This is a genomic window from Salinibacterium amurskyense, assembly GCF_002797685.1.
GTDB lineage: Bacteria > Actinomycetota > Actinomycetes > Actinomycetales > Microbacteriaceae > Rhodoglobus > Rhodoglobus amurskyensis.
The window spans coordinates 25,101-39,592 of the sequence record NZ_PGFH01000001.1 but is presented as its reverse complement, the minus strand read 5'-3'; the positions used below and the strand labels follow the sequence as shown (position 1 = coordinate 39,592).

The 14,492-nt window shown below is 62.9% G+C and carries 14 protein-coding genes and 1 tRNA gene; 12 read left to right on the top strand and 3 right to left on the bottom strand.

The window, feature by feature from the left end; genetic code table 11:
• Positions 1–68: 68 nt before the first annotated feature.
• The 5 genes from CLV85_RS00195 to CLV85_RS00175 are packed head-to-tail and all read left to right on the top strand — an operon-like array spanning position 69 to position 4,389.
• Positions 69–1,055 (top strand): alpha/beta hydrolase, encoded by a 987-nt coding sequence (locus CLV85_RS00195; RefSeq protein WP_100387612.1) that lies wholly within the window; start codon positions 69–71, stop codon positions 1,053–1,055.
• Positions 1,056–1,517 (top strand): HIT family protein, encoded by a 462-nt coding sequence (locus CLV85_RS00190; protein ID WP_100387611.1) that lies wholly within the window; start codon positions 1,056–1,058, stop codon positions 1,515–1,517.
• 33 nt (positions 1,518–1,550) lie between these two features.
• Positions 1,551–2,600: a lipoate-protein ligase LplAB gene (gene lplAB / locus CLV85_RS00185; protein WP_100387610.1), complete on the top strand. Its 1,050-nt coding sequence runs from the start codon at positions 1,551–1,553 to the stop codon at positions 2,598–2,600.
• Positions 2,579–3,637, top strand: a complete 1,059-nt coding sequence (locus CLV85_RS00180; RefSeq protein WP_100387609.1) for a FecCD family ABC transporter permease — start codon at positions 2,579–2,581, stop codon at positions 3,635–3,637. The genes lplAB and CLV85_RS00180 overlap by 22 nt, the downstream gene beginning before the upstream one ends.
• Positions 3,634–4,389, top strand: a complete 756-nt coding sequence (locus CLV85_RS00175; protein ID WP_100387608.1) for a heme ABC transporter ATP-binding protein — start codon at positions 3,634–3,636, stop codon at positions 4,387–4,389. Before CLV85_RS00180 ends, CLV85_RS00175 begins: the two co-directional genes overlap by 4 nt.
• 21 nt (positions 4,390–4,410) lie before the next feature.
• Here CLV85_RS00175 and CLV85_RS00170 read toward each other — a convergent pair whose 3' ends face one another.
• A complete protein-coding gene (locus CLV85_RS00170; protein ID WP_100387607.1) occupies positions 4,411–4,695 on the bottom strand; it encodes a GNAT family N-acetyltransferase in 285 nt (94 codons plus the stop codon).
• 76 nt (positions 4,696–4,771) lie between these two features.
• Here CLV85_RS00170 and CLV85_RS00165 point away from each other — a divergent pair, with 76 nt between their 5' ends.
• Both CLV85_RS00165 and pheA read left to right on the top strand, forming a co-directional pair.
• Positions 4,772–5,584 (top strand): M15 family metallopeptidase, encoded by an 813-nt coding sequence (locus CLV85_RS00165; RefSeq protein WP_229820440.1) that lies wholly within the window; start codon positions 4,772–4,774, stop codon positions 5,582–5,584.
• A 25-nt stretch (positions 5,585–5,609) separates the two neighbouring features.
• Entirely contained in the window at positions 5,610–6,581 is a 972-nt protein-coding gene (gene pheA, locus CLV85_RS00160; RefSeq protein WP_100387606.1) for a prephenate dehydratase, read from the top strand.
• 91 nt (positions 6,582–6,672) lie between these two features.
• Here the strand turns inward: pheA and CLV85_RS00155 are convergent, their stop codons facing one another.
• The gene (locus CLV85_RS00155; RefSeq protein ID WP_229820442.1) at positions 6,673–7,632 is read right to left on the bottom strand and encodes a diacylglycerol/lipid kinase family protein; all 960 of its coding nucleotides are present in this window, start codon (positions 7,630–7,632) and stop codon (positions 6,673–6,675) included.
• A gap of 67 nt (positions 7,633–7,699) precedes the next feature.
• Here CLV85_RS00155 and serS point away from each other — a divergent pair, with 67 nt between their 5' ends.
• A complete protein-coding gene (serS, locus tag CLV85_RS00150) occupies positions 7,700–8,965 on the top strand; it encodes a serine--tRNA ligase (RefSeq protein ID WP_100389200.1) in 1,266 nt (421 codons plus the stop codon).
• A complete protein-coding gene (locus tag CLV85_RS00145) occupies positions 8,962–9,804 on the top strand; it encodes an HAD family hydrolase (protein WP_189621852.1) in 843 nt (280 codons plus the stop codon). Before serS ends, CLV85_RS00145 begins: the two co-directional genes overlap by 4 nt.
• A gap of 79 nt (positions 9,805–9,883) precedes the next feature.
• Here CLV85_RS00145 and CLV85_RS00140 read toward each other — a convergent pair whose 3' ends face one another.
• A complete protein-coding gene (locus tag CLV85_RS00140; RefSeq protein ID WP_100387604.1) occupies positions 9,884–11,203 on the bottom strand; it encodes an aspartate aminotransferase family protein in 1,320 nt (439 codons plus the stop codon).
• 131 nt (positions 11,204–11,334) lie between these two features.
• On the opposite strand from CLV85_RS00140, the gene CLV85_RS00135 reads away from it, so the two are divergent.
• The 3 genes from CLV85_RS00135 to CLV85_RS00125 all read left to right on the top strand — a co-directional run bounded on the left by CLV85_RS00135 (position 11,335) and on the right by CLV85_RS00125 (position 14,429).
• The gene (locus CLV85_RS00135) at positions 11,335–12,921 is read left to right on the top strand and encodes a PucR family transcriptional regulator (protein WP_100387603.1); all 1,587 of its coding nucleotides are present in this window, start codon (positions 11,335–11,337) and stop codon (positions 12,919–12,921) included.
• Positions 12,922–13,009: 88 nt separating this feature from the next.
• Positions 13,010–13,094: transfer RNA gene (locus tag CLV85_RS00130), tRNA-Ser, on the top strand.
• Between the two features lie 45 nt (positions 13,095–13,139).
• On the top strand, positions 13,140–14,429 hold the full coding sequence (locus CLV85_RS00125) for an LCP family protein (RefSeq protein WP_100387602.1): 1,290 nt from the start codon (positions 13,140–13,142) through the stop codon (positions 14,427–14,429).
• Positions 14,430–14,492 lie beyond the last annotated feature (63 nt).

The following is a 14,492-nucleotide window of genomic DNA, read 5'->3' as shown; positions in this document are numbered from 1 at the left end:
AGCAGACGAAACTCACTCATTCTGCTCTCACGTTCACGGCCGTAGAATGGCACAGCAAGGAGGCCCTCATGCCCACGTTTACGGCGCCACGAACTGACCACTCCTACGTTGACGCGCACGGAGTCACGATTCACTACTACGTGTGGGAATCGCCGAAAGCCCACGCGGTTCTGCAGCTCACCCACGGCCTCGGCGATCACGCCCGCCGCTATGAGCACGTTGCTCAAGCTCTCGTCGCCGCCGGTTATACGGTCTACGCCGACGACCACCGCGGCCACGGTGCCACCGGTCTCGACCAAAACGCGGGTGACGCCAGCAAGCTGGGCAAGCTCGGCAAGGGCGGGCTGCGCGCCGCCACCGAAAACATCCGCGAACTCTCGGCCATCATCCGCCGCGATCACCCCACGCTTCCGCTCGCTCTGCTCGGTCATTCCTGGGGCTCGCTTATGGTGCAAGACGTGCTCAACACGCACTCCAAGGAATACGAAGTCGCGATCCTCACGGGCACCGCGCACCGCACCTTCGCTCACATGAACAGCGGCAACCTCAACGCCAAGCACAAAGACCTCGGCACCACCGGTTACGAGTGGCTCAGCCGCGATCCTCAGGTTGCCGAAGACTTCGTGAATGACCCGCTGACGTTCTACGCAGATGCCCTTAAGCTCTTCGGCCCCGTCGATGGAATGCGCCTCATGGGGCGCCCGGCCAAACACTTCGCCCGTGACATCCCGCTGCTCATCATGATCGGCGACGAAGATTCGCTCGGCGGAGAAGCAAGCATCGAGGCGCTCGCCGCCGACTACGTTGTGCGCTCCAAGCTCACCGATATCGAAGCGATTGTGTACCCGGGTGCGCGTCACGAGATTTTCAACGAGACCAATAAAGACGAAGTGATCGCTGACCTGGTGGCGTGGCTCGATGCGCGGCTCAAGCCGGTGCATCCGGACGCCCCGTTGCCGCCCGCGGCCAAGAACGAGGCGACCCAGCCCGGCGCAACACAGTCAGCCGCAGCGCAGTCCGACGCAGCACCGTCCGAACCTGCTCCATCCGAATAGATGGCGTCGATTTTCACCGAGATTCTGAACGGTCGCTCGCCCGGGCGCTTCATCTGGGCGGATGACCGTGTCTTTGCCATTCTCACGATCGAGCCCCGCAAGCCGGGTCACGTGCTCGTGATTCCGCGCATCGAGGTTGATCGGTGGAGCGACCTCGACGAAGAGCTCGCGATGCACATCTTCCGCGTCGGGCGCCTCATCGGCCTCGCTCAGCGCGACGAGTGGGATGCCGATCGCGTCGGCGTCATGTTTGAGGGCTACCGGGTGCCGCACGCGCACTTGCATGTGTGGCCGTCGTGGACCGTCTACGAGTACAGCCACACCGGCATTAATCGCGATCCCGGCACCGAGGCGCTCGATGAGGCTTTTCAGCGTTTGCGAGCACGGATGATCGACCACGGGCATGGGGAGTTTGTTCCCCCGCTCGACTGGTCAATTCCGCAGCCTGACGCTGCCCAGTAGGCTGGATTGAGTACAACTAGACAGGGGTGAGCGATGCACGGCGAATTCAAGGTGCCCGGCGGAAAACTCGTAGTGGTCGATCTCGATGTTGTCGATGACGCCATCACCAACTTTCGTCTCGCGGGTGACTTCTTCTTAGAGCCGGATGAGGCCCTCGAAGACATCAACGCCGCCATCGAAGGTCTGCCCGCTAACTCCGACGCGAAGACCATCACGAGCGCGATTCAGCAGTCACTGCCCGAGGGCACGGTGATGCTCGGCTTCTCTGCCGAATCGGTGGCCACGGCCATCCGTCGCGCCCTGCAGCGTGCCACGACCTGGAAAGACTACGACTGGCAGATCGTCACCGGCCCGCCGTTGGAACCCCGCATGCAAATGGCGATGGATCAGGTGCTCTCCGAAGAGGTTGCCTCCGGTCGCCGTAAGCCCACTTTGCGCATCTGGGAGTGGAACAAGCCCGCCGTCGTGATCGGCAGCTTCCAGTCGCTGCGCAACGAAGTCGACCTCGAGAACGCCAAGAAGTACGGCTTCGAGGTCGTGCGTCGCATCTCCGGTGGAGGCGCCATGTTCATGGAAGCCGGCACCGTGATCACCTACTCGATCTATGTACCGGTCGAGCTCGTGCAGGGGATGACGTTCGCGGACTCCTACGCCTTCCTCGACGAGTGGGTCATCATCGCTCTCAAGTCGCTCGGCATCGAAGCGAGCTACCAGCCGCTCAATGACATTGCGAGCCCCACCGGCAAGATCGGCGGAGCGGCCCAGAAGCGTCTCGGCGCCGGTGCCGTGCTGCACCACGTCACCATGAGCTACGACATGGATGGCGAGAAGATGGTTCAGGTCTTGCGCATCGGTCGCGAGAAAATGAGCGACAAGGGCACCAAGTCCGCGGCCAAGCGGGTTGACCCGCTGCGCAGCCAGACCGGAATGGAGCGCGCCGACATCATCGACACCATGGTTGCGACCTTCCGTGGGCTCCACGGCCTTGCCGAGAGCGAACTGACGAGCGACGAGATTGCGCGCGCTGAAGAACTCGTTGCCGAGAAGTTCGGCACCGAAGAGTGGCTGCAGCGCGTTCCGTGAACCACACCCTCCGCGGCTTGACCCTCACGCTCACCCTGGCCGCTCTGCTGCTCGGTGGTGTCGTGGCGTCTGCCGTGCTCGGGCAACTGCCCGTAAGCCCCGCCGAAGTGGGCGGTTCTCTCTTGCGGGCGCTCGGCATCCAGAACGAGTGGGCCCCGAGCGACTCCATCGTGGAATCCACGCTCTGGGTCGTACGCTTTCCGCGCATAGCGATGGCCCTGGTCGTGGGCGCCGCCCTCGCCGTGGCCGGCGCCGTCATGCAGGCCATTTTCGGCAACCCACTGGCTGAACCGGGCGTGGTCGGAGTGTCATCCGGTGCCGCTCTCGGCGCAGCCATCGCGATCGTCGTAGGAATTTCTGCGCTCGGCGATGGGGCGATTGCGCTCTTTGCTTTCGTCGGCGGTCTGCTCGCCACGTTGCTCGTGTACTTCGTCTCGCGCGCCAACGGCCGCACCGAAGTCGTCACGCTCTTGCTCACCGGTATCGCGGTCAATGCCTTCGCTGGCGCGGGATTGGCCTTCCTGCTGTTCATCGCTGACTCCGGCAGCCGCGAGCAGATCGTGTTCTGGCAGCTCGGCTCACTCAACGGATCGCGGTGGAGCGAAGTGCTCATCGTCGCGCTCGTCACCGCTGTGGGCCTCACTGCCGCCATCGTGCTCGCTCGCCCCTTCGACCTTTTGGCGCTGGGGGAGCGCAACGCCCGCCACCTCGGCGTCAACGTTGAACGCCTCCGCATTGTCTCGATCGTGATCGTTGCGCTGCTCACCGGTGTGGCCGTGGCGTTCGTCGGCATCATCGCCTTCGTCGGTCTCGTGGTGCCGCACGCAATGCGCATGGTGATCGGCCCGGCGCACCGCGCGCTCATCGTCGCGAGCGCCATCGGCGGTGGCGTGCTGCTCGTGCTCTCCGACCTGCTCGCCCGCTCCGTCGTTGCGGGTGGCGACCTGCCGATTGGCTTGCTCACCTCGCTCGTTGGTGGCCCGTTCTTCTTCTACCTGCTCTTCCGTCAGCGTCGCCAGAGCGGAGGCTGGGCATGATCAGCGCACGCAATATCGGTGTGCGGCTTGGAGGCCGCGCCATTCTCGACGACGTCAGCCTCGACGTGGCGCCGGGCGAAGTGCTCGCCCTCGTTGGCCCGAACGGTGCCGGAAAATCCACTCTGCTCGCGGTGTTGAGCGGCGATCGAAAGCCCGACAGCGGCACCGTGACGATCGACGGTCGAGACGTGGGCGGCATCCGCCACGGCGAGCTTGCCCGACTGCGTGCCGTGCTCACTCAAGAGAACAGCGTGAGCTTTCCATTCCGCGTCTCCGAGGTTGTAGCAATGGGTCGCAGCCCCTGGGCGCGCGAAGTCGAGAGTCGCGACGATGTTGCCGTGGTCAACGAAGCCTTAGAAGTAACGGATGTCGCTCATCTGGGTGACCGCCGCTATACGACGCTGTCGGGTGGCGAAAAAGCGCGCGTCTCCCTCGCGCGCGTGCTTGCTCAGCACACGCCCGTCGTGTTTCTGGATGAGCCGACCGCTGCCCTTGACCTGCGCCACCAAGAAGACGTCATGCGCGTCGCCCGCACGATGGCTCAGGATGGCCGGGCCGTCGTCGTGGTGCTCCACGACTTGAGCTTGGCCGGCGCCTACTCCGACCGCCTCGCGCTTATCGCGCACGGCACGCTCGACGCCATCGGCACTCCCAGCGAGGTACTCACCGCCGAGCGAGTCGAGCGGGTCTATGGCCTCGCGGTTGACCTGCACGACGTGGGCGGGCATCCGGTCGTCGTCCCTCGCCGCTGACTACCTCGCTAGAGGCGGCCGCTAGCGGCTGAGGAGGTCGCGGTACTCGGGATGGTCAGTGATGAACTTGTCGATGAATTCGCACTTAGCCACGACGCGGGTTTCACTTTCGGCGCGCACCAGATTGAGGGCGCCGCGAGCGAGTTCGGTACCGCGACCCTGACCGCGATATTTGGGATCGATCTCTGTGTGGACGAACACGATCTGATCGTCGCGCAGTTGGTAGTCGGCGAGGCCCGCTTGAATCCCGTCGACAAGCAGCTCGTAGCGGTGCATCGCGGGGTCGTGGATAACTTCGCTGGCCATAGTTCAACCCTACTCGCGGGTGCTCGATTGGGGATGTGTTCTGCGGCGCGCCAAAGCAGGGGAATAGTATCGACGGGTGTCTGAATCTGCTGCCCCCGCATCCGGTGGATCGAACCGCCGTCTGATCATCATTGCTGTCACGGGACTCGTGCTGATTGTTGCTGCCGTGGTGATTTCCTTCGTGGCTCTGGCGCCCACGCCCGAACCCGTAGCCACTGCAACGCGAACACCGAGCCCCACGCCGACACCGACGCCCACTCCGACCCCTACGCCGACACCCACATTCGACAAGACGCAGTACTCGACGGATGACGCGAGCAGCCTGTGGGTCGTCGCCAATAAGCTCCGCCCGCTCAACCCGCAAACGTACGAACCTGAACTCGTTTTCGTCGATGTGCCGTATGTGTACGAACCGTACTTGCGGCCGGAAGCTGCTGCGGCTGTCGTAGAGATGTTTGCGGCTTATCAAACTGACACCGGGCTGCAAATGCAATCGCAGAGTTCGTATCGAAGCTACTGGTCTCAAGAGAGCGTGTACGCCGGCTGGGTGTCGCAACTAGGTCAAGAGGCGGCTGACCTCACGAGCGCGCGACCGGGTCACAGCGAGCACCAAACGGGACTCTCAATTGATATCAGTGCGTTGCCCGCCAACTGCACGCTCACCCAGTGCTTCGGAGATACCCCGCAGGGCCGATGGCTCGATGAGAACGGCTGGAAGTACGGCTTCACTGTGCGCTACCCCGAAGGAAAAACCGACATCACCGGTTACGAGTACGAACCGTGGCACTTGCGTTATGTGGGCAAGGAACTTGCCGCAGAACTGCACGGCACGGGCATCCAAACTCTCGAAGAGTTCTTTGGTCTGCCCGCCGCACCGACCTACGGCTAGGTTCCCACACCCCTAAACTCGTCACATGACTTCGACGCCCAGCCCTGCCACTGTGAGCTACAGCTACCTGGGGCCCGCCGGCACGTTTACGGAGGCTGCGCTCAAGCAGGTTCCCGAAGCAGTCGGAGCACAGTGGAGGAGCGTCAACAACGTCGGCGAAGCCCTCGACGACGTTACGAGCGGCCGTAGTGTTGCCGCGATGATTGCCATCGAGAACTCGGTAGAGGGTGGCGTCAGCGCCACGCAAGATGCCCTCGCCAACGTGCCCAACCTCCGCATTCTGGGCGAATACCTCGTCTCGGTGAACTTCGTGCTCGTCGCGCGGCCCGGCACCACGCTCGCCGACGTGAAGGTCGTCAACGCGCATCCGGTGGCTTACGCTCAAACGCGACGCTGGCTCGACGCCACTCTGCCCAGCCATGGCCACATGCCGGCCAGCTCCAACGTGGCCGCCGCGGCAACGCTCCTTGAAAGCGAACTAGCGGATGCCGCTGTCGCCCCGCCCGGCATAACCGAGCACTACGAACTCGATGTCTTGGCAACGGAGATCGGCAACAACCAGAACGCGGTCACCCGCTTCGTTCTCGTGAGCGCGCTTGCCGACTTGCCGAAGCCAACGGGAGCCGACAAGACGAGCCTCATCGTGGAGCTTCCCGATGACAAGCCCGGTCGACTCCTCGACATGCTCGAGCAGTTCGCTACTCGTGGCGTGAACTTGAGCTTGATCGAGTCGCGCCCGATCGGTGATGAGCTTGGGCGCTACCGCTTCGTCATCGACCTTGAGGGTCACATCCTCGATGAGCGTGTAGCTGATGCTCTCTTAGGCCTCAAACGTTTTAGCCCCAAGGTCATCTTCTTGGGTAGCTACCCGCGGGCAGACAAGCTCGCCACCACGGTGACACCGCGCTATGGCAACGACGTCTTCGTGGAGGCCCGCGATTGGCTGCGCGCGATCATCACGGGCGAGCCGACTACCGACGAGCCGAGCGCGAGCTAGCGCAGAGCTAGCTGTGCTGAGCGTGCTCTGCTGAGCGTGCTGGGCCCGAGCGTGCTGGGCTGGCGCGCTACCCCGCGGGCTACCCCGCGCGCTACTTCGAGCGCGACTTGGGCACGCGCACAATAAGCGCGAGCGGGTCGACCCAGGTGTGTACCGATTTGGCGAGACCGAACTCATCGCCGTCGAGCTGAAACTCTTCGGGGTTGTCGACGATCATGTTGAGGTCGCTACCCTTCGCGTAGCGCACGTCACGCACGTCTTTCGAGAGGTCGATGATGCGACGGCCCATCACGCTCTTGCGCAGTACGCCGTTTTCCCACGCGATCTTGTTCCAGATGTTGAGCCAGCCGAAACGTCCGCGAGGCACGAGCGCTGCCATGTCGAGGATGCCGTCATCCGGTTGAGCGTCAGGCATGAGCAGCAGTCCACCCGGCAGTGAGCCGCAGTTGCCGATGATTACGGTGTGCGCGCTGAGCGAGCGGTTGGGGGCGCCATCCACGCTGTAGCGCAGCTTTACCGGGCGCAGTTCGGGGATCGAGCGGGCGATGCCGTCAACGTAGGCAAGCCAGCCCACAGCCTTCTTGAGCTTGGTGCTCGTGTTCTTGATCATCTTGGCGTCGAGCCCGAGGCCGGCCATCACAAGAAAGGCGTGCTCTTCGTGGTCGTCGTTGTCGCGAACGATGTTGACCATGCCGAGGTCGATGGGGCGGTCGTAGCCGTTGAAGGCGATGTCGACGCTCTCGTGCAAGTTGCCCGCGGGGAGATCCAAGTTGCGGGCGAGCAGGTTGCCGGTGCCGGCCGGAACGACAGCCATCGCGACTCCGCTGCCGCGAAGCGCCTCTGCCACAGCACGCACCGTGCCATCGCCACCTGCCGCGATAACCACGGTAGCGCCGCGACGAATTGCACTGCCCGTAACCTCTTGTCCGGCATCCACTTCGGTCGTAGAAAACCAGAGCGGGGTAGCCCAGTCAGCGGCTTTCGCGGCTGCGTTTACCAGCTTCTTGAGCTTGGCAAGATCGACCTTGATGGGGTTGTAAACAACCGCCATTTTAGGTTTTGTATTTCGAGGGGAGGGCACACATAAACGCTACGCCATGAATCGGTAGGCTGTAGTGGTGATTGACCCCCAAATTCTCCGAGAAAACCCTGAAGCCGTGCGGCAATCGCAACTCGCTCGCGGGGCATCCGTTCAGCTAGTTGACGACGCTATCGCCGCCGATCAGAACCGCCGTGCACGCATTGGCGAGTTCGAGGCGCTGCGTGCCGAGCAAAACAGTTTCGGCAAGAAGGTTGCTCAGGCGCCCGCCGACGAGAAGAAGGCTCTGGTGGCGCAAGCCCAAGAGCTGTCGGCTCAGGTGAAGCTGGCTCAGCAGGCATCGACCGAAGCTGAAGTGGAGTTCACGCGCATCGTCGGGTCGCTTGGCAACATCGCCGTCGAAGGCGTGCCTGTCGGTGGTGAGGATGACTGGGAGCTCGTTCGCGAAGTGGGTACGCCCGCATCGTTCGACTTTGAGCCCCGTGACCACGCCGACCTTGGCGAGATTCTTGGTGCTATCGACATCCCGCGCGGAGTGAAGGTGGCGGGCAGCCGCTTCTACTTCCTCAAGGGCGTCGGCGCGCGACTCGAACTGGGTCTCATGAACATGGCGCTGGATCGCGCTATCGCTGGCGACTTCATCCCGCTCATCACTCCCACCCTCGTGCGCCCCGAAATGATGGCCGGCACCGGGTTCTTGGGCGAGCACGCTGACGAGATTTACCACTTGCCTGCCGACGACCTCTACCTCACGGGTACGAGTGAAGTTGCGCTCGCCGGGTACCACTCCGATGAGATCCTCGATCTCTCGAAGGGACCGTTGCGCTACGCCGGTTGGTCAACCTGCTACCGCCGCGAAGCTGGCTCCGCGGGTAAGGACAACCGCGGCATCCTGCGCGTGCACCAGTTCAACAAGCTTGAGATGTTCAGCTACGTGCTGCCCGAGAACGCTCAAGAAGAGCACGAGCGACTGCTGTCGTTCCAAGAGTCGATGCTGCAGGCCTGCGAGCTCAGCTACCGCGTGATTGACGTTGCCGGTGGCGACCTCGGTTCTAGCGCGGCCCGCAAGTACGACATTGAGGCGTGGGTTCCGACCCAGGGCACGTACCGCGAGCTCACCTCGACCTCTAACTGCACGACGTATCAGGCGCGTCGCCTCGACATCCGTTACCGCACTGAGTCGGGCAAGACGGCCCCCGTCGCTACCCTCAACGGAACTTTGGCCACCACCCGCTGGTTGGTTGCCATCCTCGAAACCCACCAACAGCCCGACGGGTCAGTCGTAGTGCCAGAAGCACTTCGCCCCTACCTCGGCGGCCTCGAAATTTTGGAGCCACTCGCGTGACAATCGCAGCACAGGATGACCGCTGGATGATCGCACTCGACATCGACGGCACTGTGCTGCTCGAGTCGGGCGAGATGAACGACGTCGTGATTGACGCTGTCGCCAAGGTGCGCGATGCCGGTCACGAGGTCATGTTGGCGACCGGTCGCTCGGTCGCGATGACTCTGCCGATTCTGCGCAAATTGGGGCTCAAGCCCGAGTACGTGGTGTGCTCGAACGGCGCGATTACGCTCAAGCGCGATCCGCTGGCCGACGGCGGCTACGCCCGCGAGTTCGTCGAGATGTTCAACCCTAAAGAGGTGCTCACGAGCATCAAGCAGCACTTGGGGTCGGCCAACTATGCGGTCGAAGATGCCACCGGCAAGTTCTTCGTCGATGGCAAGTTTCCGGATGGCGCCCTTGGCGCAGTCAGCGAAGACGTGTCGTTTGACGAACTCATTAAGGTGCAGGCCACTCGTGTTGTCGTCATCTCACCTCAGCACCAGGTTGACGACTTCCTGTCGGTGGTCGAGAAGATGGGGCTCCACAAGGTCAGCTACAACGTCGGTTGGACGGCGTGGCTCGACATCGCGCCCGATGGCGTCAACAAGTCCACGGCGCTTGAAAACGTGCGTTCGCGCCTCGGCATCCCGCGCACGCGCGTGTTCGCCATGGGTGATGGCCGCAACGACATCGACATGCTCGAGTGGGCAGCGTCGCACGGCCGTGGCGTTGCCATGGGGCAGGCTCCGGATGACGTGCTCGCGGTGGCCAATCAGGTCACCGAAAGCGACGTCAACGACGGTGCCGCGCTCGCGCTCACGATGTTCTTGGACGCACTTCCTGCGTCACAACGCTGAACTGATTTCACACGACGAAGGGGTGCGACTGAGCTATGAGCTCTGTCGCACCCCTTCGTTAGTGGTGTCGTGAAATTCTCTAGAGCTCGCTGAGGGCTTCGTCGTAGATTGCCATCGCGCGAGCGACTTCTTCGGCGGTGACGACGGCCGGCGGTACAACGTGGATGCGGTTGTCGGCGATGAACGGCAGTAGTCCGCGCTTCACGAGAGCACCCTTGACCTTGCCCATGTCGGCAGCGCTGAGCGGCTCGCGGGTCTCGCGGTTCGCGACGAGTTCGAGCGCCCAGAAGACGCCGCTTCCGCGGACGTCACCGATGCACTCGTGCTTGTCGGCGAGGGCGGCGAGGCCGGGAGCGATGTGGTCGCGCCCGATCATGGCGGCGTTCTCCACGATGCCTTCCTCTTCCATTGCCGTGATGGAGGCAACGATGGAGGCCGCAGCGAGCGGGTGGCCAGAGTAGGTAAGGCCGCCGGGGAAGACGCGCTCGTCGAAGGTGGCCGCGATCTCGTCAGAGATGATGACGCCGCCCACGGGAATGTAGCCCGAGTTGACGCCCTTGGCGAAGGTGATGAGGTCGGGCTTCACGTCGAAGGCTTCGAACGCGAACCAGTGGCCGGTGCGGCCGAAGCCCACCATGACCTCGTCGAGGATCAGCAGGATGCCGTACTTGTCGGCGATGGCGCGCACGCCAGCCATGTAGCCGGGCGGCGGGGTCAGCACGCCGGCGGTGCCGGGGATGCTCTCAAGCAGGATGGCGGCGATGGACTCGGCGCCTTCTGCCTGGATGGTGCGCTCAAGGTGGTGCAGGGCGCGCTCGGCTTCTTGTTCGGGGGAGTCCGACCAGAATTCGGAGCGGTACTCGTAGGGCCCGAATACGTGCACGTGAGCGCGAGCGTATTCGTTGGGGATACGGCGCCAGTCGCCGGTCGCGACGACGGCCGATCCGGTGTTGCCGTGGTACGAGCGGTAGCGCGAGATGATCTTGTCGCGGCCGGTGTGCAGGCGAGCCATTCGCATGGCGTTTTCGTTGGCATCCGCTCCACCGTTGGTGAAGAAGACCTTGTTCATGCCTTCGGGCGCGTGGTCGGTAATTTTGCGGGCTGCTTCACCGCGGATGTTGATGGCGTGCGCGGGAGCAACGGTGGCCATGATGTCGGCCTGGGCCTTGATGCCCGCAATGACGGCGGGGTGCTGATGGCCGATGTTGATGTTGACGAGCTGACTGGAGAAGTCGAGGTATTCGTTACCTTCGTTGTCCCACACGGTGCTGCCGAGGCCGCCTTCGAGTACGAGGGGCTTCAGCGCGCCCTGCGCAGACCAGGAATGGAACACGTGGGCGCGGTCGAGCGCGACGGTGTCGGCGTTGCTGGGCTGGGGTGATGCGGGCGCGGAGTTCATGAGGCACCTTTCAAGACGGAACGAATGTCTCCACTATCGTCCGCGGCGAATCGCGCGTGGGTGCCAATTTGTATAGCGTTCTGCCAATTGTTCGACATAATGTGAGGGCAGGGCAATGAGGGGATATCCGGATGCTTCCAACGATTGAATGGCTCCTCGCCAAGCGCACCCTGCGGTTGAGTCTCGTTGCCGCCTCGGCGGATCTCACCGACGCCGTCGACGTCACCGCGGGCACCGCGCTCGCTGACCGCCTGGCGGCCCCGATCTCGTGGGTTCACAGCTCAGACCTCGATGACCCCACTCCTTTCTTGAGCGCCGGCAACGTACTTCTCACGGATGGCGCGCAGTTCGGTTTTGCCGCCGCCACGGAGACCTACGACTACAACTCTTATGTGCGCCGCCTTGTTGACGCCGGCATCGTCGGCCTCGGCTTTGCCACGCACTTCCTCCATCAGGGAATGCCGACGGGGCTGGCGGTCGAGTGCGCGCGGGCTGGCCTGCCGCTGATCGATGTGCCCGACCGGGTTCCGTTCATCGCCGTCATCCGCGAGGTTGCCGACCAGATTGCGGCTGAACGCAGTCGTCGCATGGAGTGGTCGATCGCGGCGCACAAAGCAATCTCCTATGCGGCCCTTAAACCCACCGGGCTGCGGTCAACTCTCATCGAGCTCGAGCGTCAACTCTCGTGTTGGGTCGGCCTGTTCGACGTGACCGGGCATCCGGTTCCTGTTCCGGGACTTCGACGCTCGGGCGATCGTTTTGCCGCACCCGTGCGGGATGAGGTGTCGCGGGCACTGCGAAAGGGGAGCCGGTCATCCACGGCTCTCACTCTCGAAGCGGGCCAAGTGACGATTCAGACGCTCGGCCAGAGCGGTGCTCTGCGCGGCGCTCTCGCCCTGGGGCGCGGTGTACCTCTTGACCGTGCCGAAAACGAACTCGTCACGAGCGTTATCGCCATGGCGACACTGGCGCTCGAACAAAACCGAGCGCTCGACGCCACCCGGAGTCACTTGAGATCGTCGCTCTTAGAACTGCTGCTCGAGGGCAAAGTTGTTGCTGCCCGCTCGATCGCGACGGAAGTGTGGGGCGATCTGCCCACCGAACCCGTGAGCGTCTTCGCACTCGCCCGCCACACGCAAAGCCACTTCGTTCTTGACGCCCTCGATGTGCTGGCCCTCGACGCTGAGGGACGCGCGTTCTTCGCCGTGCGTGGTGACGTGATCGTCGTACTGGTCGAGACCGCAAGCGACTCGGGCACCTCTCCTTCGGCACTCCACGAGCTCGAGCAACTTGTCGACGACCATCAACTCGTGGCGGGCAGTGCTCTCGCTTCGGACTACACCGAACTGGCCACGGCTGTGGGCCAAGCAACCAGCGCTCTGCAGGCGCGAGGCGAGCGACCCGGCGTTACCGAGTTCGCCGAGATCGCTGATTCCGGGATGCTCGGGGTGCTGCACGCGGCGGGTGCTGAGCGAGTGGCACATCGAGTCCTCACGCCACTCGCCGATTTCGATGCCAAGCATTCGGCATCCCTCGTGGAGACGCTGCGCTCTTGGTTCGCGCACGATTGCTCGTGGGGCGCGACCGCCGCGAGTCTTGGCATTCACCGTCACACGGTGCGGTCGCGCGTGGATCAGGCGGGCAGCATCCTGAACCTCGATCTCGAGACTTTCGAGGGCCGTCTCGAGCTCTGGGCGGCCCTGAGGCTCAGCGTTTAGCTGGTCTACCCCCATTTCGAGCCTTTATAGCCTGCCTTTCAGGTACGCCCTGCGGGCATCAGATACACTCTGAACTTGCGTCACGCAAGGAGGGCTGTCCGAGCGGCCGATGGAGCCAGTCTTGAAAACTGGTGGGCAGAAATGTCTCGTGGGTTCGAATCCCACGCCCTCCGCTCTGCGTGCTGCGTCTTGATTCCGTCGAAAGAAAGGGGAGTGCGATGAGTGAACTTCGTCCGCGCTCAGAGCTGCGTTCGCGCTCTGTCGAACGCACTGACCCCAAGAAGAAGCCTGATGTTCAAGGTGTGGCACGACACGGCCGGCTGAAGAAGCCGGGCCCGTGGGGTTCAATCGCCAAGGTTGTTGCTGCTTCACTTGCTGTGCTGTTGGTGAGTGGTGCCGCTGTTGGCGCTGTCGCTTTCGACAGCATCTATGGCCAGCGCGACACGGTGGCGCTTATTGGCGAAACGGAAGGCCCGCCGCCGCAGATCGGTAGCTTCGAGGGTGGTTTCAACATTCTTATTGCCGGTAGCGATACTCGCGCCGGCCAGGGCGGCATCGGCGGCACCGTTGAAGACGCCTCTGGCGAGCTCAACGATGTCAACATGATCTTGCACGTTGCCGAAGACCGCCAGTCTGCAGTGGCCATCAGCTTTCCCCGCGACATGGTCATGGGAATCCCCGAGTGCCCCAGCCTCAACGGGGATTACAACAAGTACTACTCCACAGAGCCGCTCAATACAGCGCTCTCGTATGGTGGCCTTCCCTGCGTCGCTCTGACGCTTTCGGAGTTCACGGGGCTCGACATCCAGTTCGCCGGAATCATCACCTTCGACGGTGTCATCGAGATGACCAACGCCATCGGTGGTGTAGACGTCTGTGTCGACGGTCCGCTCGTCGACCCTTACACGGGCATCGACCTTCCCAAGGCAGGAACCTACAACCTTAAGGGGTGGAAGGCACTCGCGTTCCTGCGGTCGCGTCACGGTGTCGGCGACGGCAGTGACTTGACCCGCATTAGCTCGCAGCAGGTTTACCTTTCGTCGCTCGTGCGCACGCTCAAGAGCTCAGACACGCTCAGTGATTACAAGAAGCTGTATAACCTCGCAGATGCTGCCATCACCAACATGCAGCTCTCGAACAGCCTCGCGGATGTTCCGACCATGGTGTCGATCGCTCTTGCGTTGAAAGATATCCCTCTCGAGCGCGTTCAGTTCGTGCAGTACCCCGGTGGCACCGGTGGCACGGGAATCTACTCGGGCAAGGTTCAGCCCAATGAGTACCTCGGCAACCAGATGATGGAACTCATCGCCGCCGACCAGCCGTTTAGCCTCGAAGAAGCAGGAGACGGAGTTGGGTCGATCGCCGACCCTAACGCTCCGGTTGCTGAGGCCACACCAGAGCCGACCGACAGCGCCACAGCGGCACCGGTTGAGGAAGATCTTCCCGTGCTCGACATCCGCGGCCAGAACGCTGCTGACTACACCTGCTCGGTCACCAACAACTACTAATTCGTTCGATTCTCGGTGTGGTTCGTCGTTCCGTGCTTGAGCGGTTATGATTGCTGAGTACGT

What these genes read in the sequence shown, in the direction of transcription:
- lplAB (WP_100387610.1), top strand. Translation starts at nt 1,551, where the DNA reads ATGCACGGCGAATTCAAGGTGCCCGGCGGAAAACTCGTAGTGGTCGAT.
- CLV85_RS00140 (WP_100387604.1), bottom strand. Translation starts at nt 11,203, where the DNA reads ATGAACTCCGCGCCCGCATCACCCCAGCCCAGCAACGCCGACACCGTC.
- CLV85_RS00125 (WP_100387602.1), top strand. Translation starts at nt 13,140, where the DNA reads ATGAGTGAACTTCGTCCGCGCTCAGAGCTGCGTTCGCGCTCTGTCGAA.
- CLV85_RS00170 (WP_100387607.1), bottom strand. Translation starts at nt 4,695, where the DNA reads ATGGCCAGCGAAGTTATCCACGACCCCGCGATGCACCGCTACGAGCTG.
- CLV85_RS00155 (WP_229820442.1), bottom strand. Translation starts at nt 7,632, where the DNA reads ATGGCGGTTGTTTACAACCCCATCAAGGTCGATCTTGCCAAGCTCAAG.
- CLV85_RS00175 (WP_100387608.1), top strand. Translation starts at nt 3,634, where the DNA reads ATGATCAGCGCACGCAATATCGGTGTGCGGCTTGGAGGCCGCGCCATT.
- CLV85_RS00135 (WP_100387603.1), top strand. Translation starts at nt 11,335, where the DNA reads ATGCTTCCAACGATTGAATGGCTCCTCGCCAAGCGCACCCTGCGGTTG.
- CLV85_RS00195 (WP_100387612.1), top strand. Translation starts at nt 69, where the DNA reads ATGCCCACGTTTACGGCGCCACGAACTGACCACTCCTACGTTGACGCG.
- pheA (WP_100387606.1), top strand. Translation starts at nt 5,610, where the DNA reads ATGACTTCGACGCCCAGCCCTGCCACTGTGAGCTACAGCTACCTGGGG.
- CLV85_RS00190 (WP_100387611.1), top strand. Translation starts at nt 1,056, where the DNA reads ATGGCGTCGATTTTCACCGAGATTCTGAACGGTCGCTCGCCCGGGCGC.